Source organism: Tropicimonas marinistellae (assembly GCF_001509585.1).
Classification (GTDB): Bacteria; Pseudomonadota; Alphaproteobacteria; order Rhodobacterales; family Rhodobacteraceae; genus Tropicimonas; species Tropicimonas marinistellae.
The window spans coordinates 59,398-72,484 of sequence record NZ_LNCI01000005.1; the positions used below are offsets into that span (position 1 = coordinate 59,398).

Annotated in this window: 11 protein-coding genes and 1 pseudogene; 11 read left to right on the forward strand and 1 reads right to left on the reverse strand. The window is 63.5% G+C overall.

The features are described 5' to 3' along the window. Window positions 1–3: 3 nt before the first annotated feature. Window positions 4–744: a c-type cytochrome gene (locus ARC39_RS11495; protein WP_236545245.1), complete on the forward strand. Its 741-nt coding sequence runs from the start codon at window positions 4–6 to the stop codon at window positions 742–744. On the opposite strand, the gene ARC39_RS11500 is transcribed toward ARC39_RS11495, so the two are convergent. Further along, entirely contained in the window at window positions 738–2,687 is a 1,950-nt protein-coding gene (locus ARC39_RS11500; protein WP_068114576.1) for a 4Fe-4S binding protein, read from the reverse strand. The genes ARC39_RS11495 and ARC39_RS11500 overlap by 7 nt on opposite strands. Window positions 2,688–3,059: 372 nt before the next feature. Here ARC39_RS11500 and ARC39_RS11505 point away from each other — a divergent pair, with 372 nt between their 5' ends. From ARC39_RS11505 to ARC39_RS11545, 10 genes and pseudogenes are all read left to right on the forward strand, one after another. Further along, on the forward strand, window positions 3,060–3,593 hold the full coding sequence (locus tag ARC39_RS11505) for a DUF3305 domain-containing protein (protein WP_068114578.1): 534 nt from the start codon (window positions 3,060–3,062) through the stop codon (window positions 3,591–3,593). Further along, a pseudogene (locus ARC39_RS11510) lies at window positions 3,572–4,237 on the forward strand (DUF3306 domain-containing protein); the annotation flags it as partial. The gene ARC39_RS11505 and the pseudogene ARC39_RS11510, both read left to right, overlap by 22 nt. 14 nt (window positions 4,238–4,251) lie before the next feature. Then, entirely contained in the window at window positions 4,252–4,857 is a 606-nt protein-coding gene (locus tag ARC39_RS11515) for a TorD/DmsD family molecular chaperone (protein ID WP_149866418.1), read from the forward strand. Window positions 4,858–4,912: 55 nt separating this feature from the next. Next, entirely contained in the window at window positions 4,913–5,104 is a 192-nt protein-coding gene (locus ARC39_RS11520) for a twin-arginine translocation pathway signal protein (RefSeq protein ID WP_068114583.1), read from the forward strand. A gap of 116 nt (window positions 5,105–5,220) precedes the next feature. Further along, the gene (locus ARC39_RS11525; protein WP_068114586.1) at window positions 5,221–8,118 is read left to right on the forward strand and encodes a formate dehydrogenase subunit alpha; all 2,898 of its coding nucleotides are present in this window, start codon (window positions 5,221–5,223) and stop codon (window positions 8,116–8,118) included. An 11-nt stretch (window positions 8,119–8,129) separates the two neighbouring features. After that, window positions 8,130–8,723, forward strand: a complete 594-nt coding sequence (gene fdh3B, locus ARC39_RS11530) for a formate dehydrogenase FDH3 subunit beta (RefSeq protein ID WP_068114587.1) — start codon at window positions 8,130–8,132, stop codon at window positions 8,721–8,723. 138 nt (window positions 8,724–8,861) lie between these two features. After that, complete coding sequence (locus ARC39_RS11535; RefSeq protein WP_068114589.1) at window positions 8,862–10,097, forward strand: formate dehydrogenase subunit gamma; 1,236 nt, start codon at window positions 8,862–8,864, stop codon at window positions 10,095–10,097. Window positions 10,098–10,194: 97 nt separating this feature from the next. Continuing rightward, a complete protein-coding gene (locus ARC39_RS11540; protein ID WP_438273263.1) occupies window positions 10,195–11,373 on the forward strand; it encodes a c-type cytochrome in 1,179 nt (392 codons plus the stop codon). A 1-nt stretch (window position 11,374) separates the two neighbouring features. Beyond that, window positions 11,375–11,500 (forward strand): hypothetical protein, encoded by a 126-nt coding sequence (locus ARC39_RS26395; RefSeq protein WP_268874336.1) that lies wholly within the window; start codon window positions 11,375–11,377, stop codon window positions 11,498–11,500. Between the two features lie 14 nt (window positions 11,501–11,514). Beyond that, window positions 11,515–12,882 carry a sigma-54-dependent transcriptional regulator gene (locus ARC39_RS11545; protein WP_068114590.1) on the forward strand — a complete coding sequence of 456 codons (1,368 nt, stop codon included), beginning with the start codon at window positions 11,515–11,517 and terminating at the stop codon, window positions 12,880–12,882. The last annotated feature ends 205 nt before the right edge of the window (window positions 12,883–13,087 follow it).

Sequence of the window (13,087 nt, forward strand, 5' to 3'; positions counted from 1 at the left end):
GGAATGCGTGTTCTGATCTTGATCATTCTGCTTTTCCTGCCGCCAGTCAAAGCGATGGCGCAGGAACGTAAGGTGCGCCTTCACGCACCGGAAACGCTCGTTGATACGGGGCTGATGCGGCATATCCTTCCGAGATTCTCGCTCAAGACACAGATCCGGGTCGAACTCGTCGACACGCCGGACCAAGCGGACATCGTGCTGGGCTCCACCGGAATACCGCTCTTCGAAGGGGCGGGGCAGGTGTGGCACCTGGAAATGCGCGCTTCGGACGACGGCCCGCCCACGCGGTTCTCCGACTGGCTGCAATCCGACGTCGGACAGCGAACGGTCATCGGCTTCGCGCCTGAGGGCGAGGCGCTTTTTGCCCCGCCAACGGCACAGGAGGCCGAGGCGGTGGTCGTTACACTTGACGGGGATGCCGCGCTCGGCCAGCGCGTATCGCGGCAGAAGTGCATCCGGTGCCACAGCGTCGACGACGAGACGCGGATGGCGGGCATCGGGTCGACGCCGAGCTTCTCGGTGCTTCGCAGCCTGTCTGACTGGCAGGACCGCTTCGCGGCCTTCTTCGCGCTCAATCCGCACCCGGCTTTTACAATTGTCGAGAACGTCACGCCGCCCTTCCCGGACAATCGCCCGCCGCCCATTGCCCCCATACGCCTCTCTCTCGAAGAGGTTGAAGCCGTCGTGGCGTATGTCGCGGCGATGGAGGCCGCGGATCTTGGGGCACCCTTGCAGCATCAGTGATCGCGGCGTTTCTTGATGTAGTCCGCAGTCGTTCTCGGGCGGGGCCGGGAGCCGAGGGTGAACGGGTTGTCGTCCGAATGGAACTGGGCATTCACCCGGCAATTGTCGCACATCTGGATCATGCGCAACTTGTCGCCGCCTGCGAACATCGAATGGCTCTCAAGCTGGGCGGTGATCCGGTCGATCGTGGATTTCACGCCAAACGGGGCGCCGCATTCGATACAGTTGAACGGCTCTTCCTCGTTGAGGATCTCCTGCCGCAAAGCACTGTCCGACAGGTTCATTTGCGGTGCGTAGGCGATGGCATCCTCCGGGCAGACCCTCGCGCAGAGACCGCATTGCAGGCAGGCATCCTCCTGGAAACGAAGCTGCGGCAGGTCCGGATTGTCGCCAAGCGCACCAGATGGGCAGAGCGAGACGCAGGAAAGGCAGAGAGTGCAGGCATCCGTATCCACGAGCACCGCGCCATAGGGTGCGCCCTCGGGCAGTGGGATCGTCTCCTTGCCGGGATGGAGTGCCTTCGCGGCCTGCCGTGCAATCTGCCGCCGCGTGCCCATGGGGCGAACGGGGGTTTCAAGCGGTGCCGGGGCCACCTCGGCATAGAGCGCATCGGACATCGCCTCGGGGTCGGAGGTGTCAAACAGTCTGACCTTCTCCTCTCCGGCAATCGCGCGCGCCAGCGCGAGTTGCGCTTCCATCGCGTCCCGGTCCGCGCCCGGCCCGGGCATGAGCGTCACGGAGGCGAAACCGGCGGCAAGCGCGGCAACGGCCTCCGCATGGCCGAAAGTGCCAATCGACGGGACGTTCAGCGGGATGACATCGGCGGGCAAACCGCGGCCGTAGCGGGCGGCAAGCTGGACCATCTCCTGCCCGTGGCCGTCATGCACCAGCAGGCGTGGCGCGGTGCCGCCGGCGTCCAGAAAGGCCTTGGCGAGCGTCTGGATCCGGCGGAACGTCAGGTCGACCGCCGGGGCGTCGTAAGAGATCGCGCCGGACGGGCAGGCAGCCGAACAGGCGCCGCATCCGGCGCAAACCATGGGATCGACCGTGACGTAATCTCCGTTGGGCGTGATTGCACCCGTGGGACAGAGGTCGAGACACCGCGTGCAACCCGTCTGTTCGGCGCGGGAATGTGCACAAAGGAGCGGCTCGGTGCGCACGTAGAGCGGTTTCTCGAACGTTCCGGTAAGATGCGAGGCGGCCAGCACAGCCGCCGCCACCGCAGCCGGATGTCCCGGATCCGCGCGCAGGTAGCCTTCGCGTTTCTCCGGCGCCGGGAAGAGCGCCGGTCCGCCGCGCAGATCTAGGATAATGTCGCATTCCGATTGCCCACCGTCGCGCGGCGCAGAGAGCGAATGCACACCGCGCCCGCCCGGTTCAATTTGCTGTAGGGCATCGATCACGACGTGAAACTGCCCCAACGCCCCGCTTGCGCGCCGCAGACGACCGACGATGACGTCGAAGTCGCGCGTGGTCGGAAGGTCGAAAGCGGTCTCCAGAAGGACTGTAACGCCAAGATGATCCTTCAACTGGTCTGCGGCCGACAGCGCGACATCCGGCGCGCCGATGATGAGACAAAGCCCTTCGGAAACGATGTCGATGGTCTTGTCCGGTGCAGCAGGAAGCAGCGACTCGGCGACGAGCGCGGACATTTTGGGCAACGCAGAGGCGGTGTCGGCGCTCCAACCCGCCCGGTCGCGCAGGTCCAGCTTCGGCGCCGGATCAACGTTCAATTCCAATGCCAACTCGTCGAAAACCCGGGCCTCCTGCTCGCAACAAAAAATTGCATCGCCGTTTGTCAATGCTGTAGCAGCGCGGTCGATCTGCGTGGTGCAAAGCGCCGTGCAGGGCCGTTTGACTTCCAGTCCGGTGGCCTCGGAAAGGCTGTCTGCATCGATTGGTGAAGAGCCCAGGCAATCGCATGTTATCAACGTCTTGGGCATCGTTCCTCCAGTGGCGCGGCAGGGTATTTGACCCCAAGCCTGGCTGCATTGCGCAGCTAGCCTAGCCGTGATTCGCGACGGACGACAACCGGTTTTGCGTCGACGGAGTCCCACAATGGGAAGGCCACGTTGTGGCCGCAGGGGCCGAATTGATTCGCGTTCACTGAGTGAGGAAAATCCGCACAAAAACACTCGGATTGGACATTTCGTCCCTGTGGGGCATTTGGTGCCATTCGTTGCGGGCAAAATGTCCTCTTCGCCCGAAAGTCGTGCGTTTCGTTGAGAAAAGTCTTTCCGCGGCGGCGGTTGCTGTCCCACTCTGAGGTGGGAGGACGAAGCCGCGTGTACAACAATCCGAGTCAGTATCGGACCATGCCACTTGGCGTGGTTGTTCGACGCTCACCCGGCGTCACGCGATGGGCGTCGTGGAACTGGACCGCGACATCCGTGCTGCCCGGTGCCGCTTCTGCATCGTGGCGCGAACTCCGCCGAGACGGCGATACCGTAGAATTCCACGCCGCAACCGTGCCGCTCGAACTCCACGGCGCGGAAACCGAGGCATACCTCCACGGGCTGACCGCCGCGGTGCCGAGCATCTACGTCGTTCTGCGCGAGACGTCCGGAGAATGGCCGATCGAAGTGCTTCTGGCGACGGCATCGCCCTACGAAGCCCAGGATTACACCGACAGTGGCGAAGAGATCGTCGAGAAAGTGCCCATGACCCGGGGTCTGACTGCCTGGGTTCGGGAGTTCGTGGACATGTTCCACGAGGACGAGGTCTTCGTGAAGCGGAAGCGCGACAAGGCTCGGATCGACCTGAAGGACGATGGCATCGGCGATCCGCGCATCGGCAAGCCAGCCGATGTCTACGCTTCGCCGGCGCTCAAGCGGAGGCGTCTGCAATGAGCGCTCGGGATTTCTGGAGCCGACGCAAGGCCGCTGTGGAGGCCGAGGGCCGCGCCGACGAAATCGCGGCTGACGCTGCGCGTGCCGACGCGTTGGAATCGGAATTCGCGGATCGGGACGACGACGAGATCCTTGCTGAGCTTGGGCTCGCGGAACCCGAAATGCTTGAGAGCGCGCAAGAGGTCCGGGCATTCATCGCCGAGGCCGTGCCGCAGCGGTTGCGGGCGAGGGCGTTGCGTCGGCTGTGGACGTTGAACCCGACGCTTGCCAACCTGGATGGTCTTGTCGATTACGGCGAAGATTTCACCGATGCGGCCACCGTCGTGGAAAACCTTCAGACGGTTTACCAGGTCGGGAAAGGGATGTTCGACCGCGTGGTGAATGAGACCGAGCCCGAGGCCGCGGAAGACGTGCCACCCGCCGCGACCGGCGGGCAGGCGTTGGCGCTGGAGGAAGATGCGCCGGAGGATGCCGGCGGAGACGAGAGCGGCACGGAGACATCCGTGCCTGATTTTCGCCCAGGGGAAGCGCCCCAAGAGCGGCAGGCGCAAGACGCCTTCGTGAACGAGATGACAGATGACGATGCCGGATTACTGCCGCCCGCGTCCCGACGGATGCGCTTTCGCTTCGAGGCCGCAGGATGATGGACAATAAGGGGATGGACGCAGTCTTGGAGCAGAACATTGCGGCGGAGGACCGGCTGCGGGCGGATCTCTACAATTTCCTCGGCGCGATTCTGTCTGCGCCCCCCGATGAGACGTTGTTGCAGCAAACCGCCGGGTTGACCGGTGAAAGCAGCGAGCTGGGGCAGGCGATCGACGCGCTGGCGCGGATTGCGAAGGTGACGAAACCCAAGAAAGCCGAGAGCGAATTCGGGCGCCTTTTCATTGGGCTGGGCCGCGGCGAGTTGCTGCCCTACGCGAGTTACTACCTCACCGGCTTTCTCAACGAAAAGCCGCTGGCGGCGTTGCGCCGGGACATGGTGGCGCGCGGCATGGCACGTTCGGAGAACGTGTTCGAGCCCGAAGACGGTATCGCGAGCCTGATGGAAATGATGGGAGCCATGATCGTGGGGCGCTTCGGCAATCCTGCGAACCTGTCAACGCAGAAAGATTTCTTCAACAAGCATGTCGGGCCCTGGGCCGGGCATTTCTTCACGGATTTGGAGGGTGCGAAGAACTCGGTCTTCTATGCGCCGGTCGGCACGGTCGGCCGGATCTTCATGGAGATCGAGGCGGAAGCCTTCCGGATGAGCGCGGCGTGAAACCCGCAAGCCCAAGGCGGCGCGCCGCCAAACAACCAAGGGAGGAGACGTATCCATGACACGGAAAACCGAGGAGACCGCGAGTCGCCGCGATTTCCTGAAACTGGCCGGGACGACCGCGCCAGTGGCCGCCATCGCCGTGGCGGCGGGCACGACCGGGGCCGAAGCGGCCGAACCCGACCTGTCATTGGAGAAGATGCAGGATACCGCGCATACCCGCGCCTATTACAGCAGCGCCCGGTTCTGACCGGACGGTGCCGACCCGGCTACGAGCAACTGGTTGCGTGACGCCCGACCGCCCGTGCCATCAACGATAATCCAAGCGAGCGGGGCAGTGGCCCGAGCAAGCAAGGGAGTGAAACCATGTTGAGGAAGAAGACCAACGGGGTTGCGAGACGCCCCCAGCGGACCACCCTCCTGACCGAGGCCGCAAATGCCTCCGTCGATCGCCGCGCGTTCCTGCGCGGATCCGGACTGGCAATCGGGGGCCTCTCGGCCATCGCCGCAACAGGCGGCACCGTCACCCAGGCCACGGCTCAGACCGCCACCCCGCGGCCCGTGGAACTCAAGAAATCCGTCTGCACCCATTGTTCGGTCGGCTGTACGGTCGTCGCCGAAGTGTCCGACGGTGTCTGGATCGGGCAGGAGCCCGGTTGGGACAGCCCGTTCAACCTCGGCGCACATTGTGCGAAGGGCGCGGCGGTGCGCGAACACGCGCACGGTGAACGCCGGCTCAAGTACCCGATGAAGAAAGAGGGCGGCGAGTGGAAGCGCATTTCCTGGGAAGAGGCGATCAACGAGATCGGCGACCAGATGATGACGATCCGCGACGAGAGCGGGCCTGACAGCGTCTACTGGCTCGGCTCGGCCAAGCACAACAATGAGCAGGCCTACCTGTTCCGCAAGTTCGCCGCCTACTGGGGCACGAACAACGTGGATCACCAGGCCCGGATCTGTCACTCCACCACTGTTGCCGGGGTTGCGAACACATGGGGCTACGGCGCCATGACCAATTCCTACAACGACATCCACAACTCCAAGGCGATCTTCATTATCGGCGGCAACCCGGCCGAGGCGCATCCCGTCTCCCTGTTGCACGTGCTGCGCGCCAAGGAGACCAACAATGCCCCGCTGATCGTCTGCGATCCACGTTTCACCCGCACCGCCGCCCATGCCGACGAATATGTCCGCTTCCGGCCCGGCAGCGACGTGGGCCTGATCTGGGGTATTCTCTGGCACATCTTCGACAATGGCTGGGAGGACAAGGAGTTCATCCGTACCCGTGTCTGGGGCATGGACCAGATCCGCGAGGAAGTGGCCCGCTGGACACCCGAGGAGACGGAGCGCGTTACCGGCGTGCCCGGCAGCCAGCTGCGTCGCGTGGCGCGGACCATGGCCAACAACCGGCCCGGCACGGTGATCTGGTGCATGGGCGGCACCCAACATACCAACGGCAACAACAACACCCGGGCTTATTGCGTGCTGCAGCTCGCGCTCGGCAACATGGGCGCGTCCGGCGGTGGCACCAACATTTTCCGTGGCCATGACAACGTGCAGGGCGCGACGGACCTGGGCGTGCTCAGCCATACACTGCCCGGCTATTATGGCCTTTCGGCCGGTGCCTGGGGCCACTGGGCACGCGTCTGGGAAGAGGACCCGGAGTGGCTGGCGGCACAATTCGCCAAGACCACGGGCGCCGACGGCAAGGAGAAGTCGCTCCAGAACCTCACCGGCATCCCGGTCAGCCGCTGGATCGACGGTGTGCTGGAAGACCCGGCGAACATGGACAACCCCGACAAGGTTCGGGCCATGGTGCTCTGGGGCCACGCGCCAAACTCCCAGACTCGGATGACCGAGATGAAGAAGGCCATGGAGATGCTGGACATGCTGGTCGTGATCGACCCGTATCCCACTGTGTCTGCCGTGCTTCATGACCGGACCGACGGCGTTTACCTGCTGCCGGCATGTACGCAGTTCGAGACCTACGGGTCCGTCACGGCCTCCAACCGTTCCATCCAGTGGCGCGAGAAGGTTGTCGAACCGCTCTTCGAGTCCAAGACCGATCACGAGATTATTGGCCTGTTCTCGCAGAAGTTCGGATTCCATGACAGGATCTTCCGCAACATCGCCCTGGAGGATGACGGCATAACGCCGAACATCGAAGACACGCTGCGCGAGATCAATCGCGGCATGTGGACGGTGGGGTATACCGGCCAGTCGCCGGAGCGGTTGAAACTCCACATGGAAAACCAGCACACCTTCGACCGCACGACTTTGCAGGCGGTTGGCGGTCCGGCGGATGGCGACTTCTACGGTCTGCCATGGCCTTGCTGGGGCACGGCGGAGATGGGCCATCCGGGTACACCGAACCTCTACGACATGTCCAAGCCTGTCGCTGAAGGTGGTCTCACCTTCCGTGCGCGCTTCGGCGTGGAGCGTGAGGGCCAGAACCTTCTGGCGGACGGCGTCTACTCGGTGGGGTCGGAGATCCAGGACGGGTATCCGGAATTCACCATGCAGATGCTGATGGACCTCGGCTGGGACGGTGACCTCACGGAAGACGAGCGCGCGGCTATCGACGCTGTGGCGGCCGAGAAGACCAACTGGAAGACCGACCTTTCGGGCGGTATCCAGCGGGTTGCCATCGAGCACGGGTGCGCACCCTTCGGTAACGCGAAGGCGCGGGCAGTGGTCTGGACGTTCCCGGATCCGATCCCGATACACCGCGAGCCGCTCTACACCAACCGCCGCGATCTCGTGGCCGACTACCCGACCTACGAGGACCGGAAGTTCTATCGTCTGCCGACGATGTATGCCTCGATCCAGAAGCAGGATTTCAGCAAGGACTATCCGATCATCCTCACCTCGGGACGCCTCGTCGAATACGAGGGCGGGGGCGACGAAACTCGTTCCAACCCATGGCTGGCCGAGTTGCAGCAGGACATGTTCGTCGAGATCAACCCAAGGGACGCCAACAACCTTGGCGTGCGGGACGGCGCACAGGTCTGGGTCGAAGGGCCCGAGGGCGGCAAGGTCAAGGTCATGGCGATGGTCACGCAGCGGGTTGGCGAGGGCGTTGCCTTCATGCCGTTCCACTTCGGCGGCCATTTCCAGGGCGAAGACCAGAGGTCGAAGTATCCGGATGGAGCGGATCCATACGTTCTCGGGGAATCGACCAATACCGCGCAGACCTATGGTTACGACTCGGTCACCCAGATGCAGGAGACCAAGGCGACCCTCTGCAAGATCATGCCAGCGTAAGGAGATAGAGAATGGCAAGAGCGAAATTTCTCTGCGACGCCGAGCGCTGCATCGAGTGCAACGCCTGCGTCACGGCCTGCAAGAACGAGCATGAGGTGCCATGGGGCATCAACCGCCGCCGCGTGGTGACCATCCAGGATGGTCAGCCCGGCGAACGGTCGATCTCGGTGGCCTGCATGCATTGCTCGGATGCGCCGTGTATGGCGGTCTGCCCGGTGGATTGCTTCTACCAGAACGAGGAAGGGGTGGTGCTCCACTCCAAGGACCTCTGCATTGGCTGCGGCTATTGCTTCTACGCGTGCCCCTTCGGCGCGCCGCAATATCCGCAGGCGGGCAACTTCGGCTCGCGCGGCAAGATGGACAAATGCACCTTCTGCGCCGGCGGTCCCGAGGAGACCCATTCCAACGCGGAATTCTCCAAGTACGGCCGCAATCGGATCGCAGAGGGCAAGCTGCCGCTTTGCGCCGAGATGTGCTCGACCAAGGCGCTGTTGGCGGGCGACGGTGACGTCGTCTCCGCGATCTACCGCGAACGTGTGGTGGCGCGCGGCTTCGGCTCCGGCGCCTGGGGGTGGGGCACCGCCTACGACCAGAAGGGCGGCTGACAGGTTTCGCGGCCATCGGGCTTCAAGTCCCAATGGCCGCGGCCCTGTAACCTCATGAACCGCAAGCCACCGGGGCACCAAGTCCCGGTGGTTTGGCAAAGGCACATCTAATCCCTTGCAAGGGTCGGGTAAGATACGATGAGTAATCGAAATTCCGGGTTCGGCGCATTTCTGGCACTGATACTGGTCGTCGTGATCGCCGCGCTTGTGTTTTCGCTGCGCGCGCCCGATCCGGATGGCGTAGACGAGACACAACTCGCTGAAGCTCGGGAAGCAACGGGCGGTGCGCAGACCCGTGAGGACATCATGGCGCGCCAGCGAGGGCTGAACATCGACGATACGTTCCGCAGCGGAGCGACGGGTGATCCCAACAGCGCAGCAGCTGCGAACGCGCAACTCGGAACGCTGGGCGGCGTCTCCGATGCCGAGATGTGGCGCGCATTGCGCTACGGATCGGCGAACACCAGCGCGACCTCACGTGGCCCGGCGGCCGACGTGCTGATCCAGGACGGCGGCATGAGCTGGCTCACGCTCCGCGACGCCCGCGTCGGCAAATGGGGGGGATGGCTCCTCCTCGGCATGATCGGTGTGCTGGCCTTCTTCTACCTCACCCGCGGCCGCGTGCCGATCGCCGGCGAAAAAACCGGGCGCAAGGTCCTGCGGTTCGGCAATATCGACCGGTTTGCCCACTGGATGACCGCCGGATCCTTCATCCTGCTGGCGGTGACCGGATTGATTTCCATGTACGGGCGACCCTACCTGATCGCGGTCATGGGCAAGGAGGCCCATGCGACACTCGCTTACTGGTCGAAACTCGTCCACAACAACGTGAGTTTCGCCTTCATGCTCGGCGTTCTGCTGATCTTCCTCAAATGGGTGCGTTTCAATATCCCGAACTGGAACGACGTCAAATGGCTTACGGTCATGGGCGGGCTTTTCGACGATTCCATTCATCCGCCTGCCGGCAAGTTCAACGCCGGGCAGAAGATCATCTTCTGGTCGGTGATGCTCATGTCGATTGGTGTGGTGGCGACCGGGTTTAGCCTGCTCCTGCCATTCCGCGTCGAGGTGTTCGGCGATATCTTCGCGTGGATCAACGGCCTCGGCGTGTTGTCCTGGTTTGGGATTGCCGACCTTCCCGTTGCGCTCTCCCCGCAAGAAGAAATGCAATATACCCAGCTCGTCCATGCCGGCTTCGCCTTCCTCTTCATTGCGATGATCATCGGCCACATCTACATCGGCACGCTCGGGATGGAGGGCGCGTTCGATGCCATGGGCACCGGATACGTGGAGGAGCAATGGGCACGCGAGCACCATTCGCTCTGGCTCGACGAGGTGAAGGCGCGGGACGGTGCGGCCAGTCCGGCGGAATAGGCTGTCCAAGCATGTCGCAGCCTTGGTTGTGACGGTCTGTGCCGGGGGCCTCTCGGCGCAGGAGTTCCAGACGTTGAAGGGGCACGGAGGCCCGATCATGGGAATCGCGGTCGCGCCCTCCGGCGAAGTCGCGACGGCGAGTTTCGACAATTCGGTCGGTGTCTGGAACGGTGCAGATCCAACCTGGCTGGAGGGGCACGATGCTGCGGTAACGGCCATAGCATTCGGTCCGAACGGCACGCTCGCGACGGGTGGCGACGACTTTGCCGTGCGGCTGTGGGGCGACGATCCCAAGCTGCTGGGCAGGCATCTGGGCAAGGTTACGGGCGTCGCGGTTGCGCCCGACGGGCATTCGGTTGCCAGCGGCAGTTGGGACGGAACCATCCTCATCTGGCCGCTCGACGAAGGCGAACCGCGCGAGCTTCCGGCGCCGGGAGCCGGCGTCAACGATGTCGCGTTCGACCGGAGCGGTGCGCGCCTCTTTGCCAGCACGACGGACGGCGTTCTGCTGCGCTATGATCCCGACGGCAGCGCGCCGGTGGCGTTGGCGCGGCACGGTTTTGGAATCAATTGCCTTGTTGTCGGAGACGGGTGGGTCGCTTATGGCGCCGTGGACGGCGGAACGCGGGTGATCGACGCGGAGACCGGGGCGCAGATTGCCGATTTCACGCTTGAGCGCCGCCCGATCCTCGCAATGGTCCATCATGCTGAGTCGGGTCAGATCGCGGTCGGCGATGGCCACGGTTACATCATGATCCTCGACACGGCGGACTGGCGGATCGCGCGGGATTTCCGCGCGACGCGGCAAGGGCCTGTCTGGGCGCTCGCCTATTCGTCGGACGGTTCTGTGGTCCACGCCGGCGGGCTGGACGATGTGGTGTATTCCTGGCCTGTCGCTCTGCTCGACGAATTCGATCCGGCAATGGGACAACAACGCAGCTTCCTGCAAGCGCCGGCGAGCATGCCCAATGGCGAACGCCAGTTCATGCGCAAATGCTCGATCTGTCATGCGCTGGATCCGGGACCGTCCCGGAAGGCCGGACCGACGTTGCACGGGTTGTTCGGGCGGGCCGCTGGAACGGTGCCGGAGTACCCCTATTCGTCGACCCTGCTTGGCTCCGATATCGTCTGGACCGAGGAAACGGTAAACCAGCTGTTCGACGATGGACCCGACCACTACATTCCGGGATCGAAAATGCCGATGCAGGTCATTGCCGGCGACGGCGACAGGGCCGACCTGATCGACTATCTTAAGACCGCGACAAGGGGAGACTGAAATGAAAGCGATGCTCGCAGGATTCGCGGCGGCGATCGTGATCGCCTTCGGCGCGTGGTATGCGCTGAACCATGTGGGGTTTTCCTCGCAGGAGACGTATTCCGGCCCGAACGTGCGGTTGGAATAGCTGGCGAGAGAGCTATGACGGCAAGTACACAGAGGGTGGCGGGCAGCACTGCTGACGAATTCGGAAGCAAGCTTTCCGGAGCGTCCGTCATCGTGATCGACGATGAGCCTGGCATGCGGAACTTTCTCACGAAAGTGCTGGCGTCCCGGGTCAAGCGGGTGGAGCAGGCCGGCTCGCCCCGGGAAGCGACGGAAAAGCTGGACGGGAAGCACTTCGACCTCGTGATCCTCGACAATATCATGCCGGGAATGAAGGGGCTCGACTGGATCAACGAGCAGCGTCGAAAGGGATTCTACGGAGATATCATCCTGATCACGGCCTATGCCGATCTCGAGACGGCCATCAGCGCGCTGCGCGCCGGTGTTGCAGACTTCGTGCTCAAGCCCTTCCGCGCGAACCAGATTATCGGAGCAATCGAACGGACGCTGGATCGCAAGTACTTGCGCCGGGAAAACGCGCTTCTTCGGCGGGAGTTATATGCGCGGCACGCGCGTGGAAAGCTCCTGGGGAAATCCGAAGCGCTCACGGCGGTACGTTCCATGTTGAAGAAACTGGCGCCATTGCCGACGCCGGTGTTGTTTCTTGGCGCGAGCGGCACCGGCAAGGAACTTGCCGCCGGTCATCTGCACGAGATGTCCGATCGGGCGAACGCGCCGTTTGTGGCAGTCAATTGCGCGGCAATAGACCCCGACCGCGTCGCAACGGAGCTCTTCGGCATCGTGGAGGAGGGCGGGCGGTTGAAGCCGGGGCTGATGTTGCTGGCCGACGGTGGCACGCTCTTTCTGGACGAAGTCGCGCAGATGCCGGAACGGCTGCAAACGGCCTTGTTGCGGGTCCTGGAGGACAAGAAGGTCCGGCCGGTCGGGGCGGAGCGCGAGATCCCTCTCGATCTGCGGTTTCTTTTCGCCACCAATGCCGATCTTCCTCAGGCAGTGGAGGAGGGGCGGTTCCGAATGGACCTGTTCCACCGCATAAACGTTATCACCATGGAACTCCCGCCGCTGCGCGAGCGATCGGAAGACATCGTCGAACTGGCGGCGCATTTCATGGAGCATTACTCGAACACGCTTGGGATGCCGTCGCTTGATCTGGACGAGGACACACTCCTGAAGCTTCGGCGGTACCATTGGCCGGGGAACGTGCGAGAGTTGAAGAACCTGATCGAACGCTCGGTGATCCTCGGGGCGTTTCCGGAGGAATTTGCGGGGGGCGGAACGGTCAAGGGACCCGAGGCGATCGAGAACCTCGATCTGGTCACGAAACGGCATATCCTGCATGTCCTGGACCTGTGCGAGGGCAACAGGTCGGAAGCCGCGCGGCGGCTGGGCGTTTCGCGCAAGACAATCGACCGGAAACTGGCATCCTGGGTCGTTCCGACATAGCCGCGCGAGTCCGGTTCGGACGAGGGGCAATTCCTGCGTACATGGATGGTCACCTGGGCCAAATCGGCACGAAGTGGAAGCGAACCGGCTGTAGGCATCGTTGGTTGTCGTCTTCTCGTACGTGATTGGGGCGGGTTCGCCGCGCGCTTGCGCGCGGCCCGGCCCAACCGCCGAAGCCCATCTTCGATGGGCACACGGTGGGCGG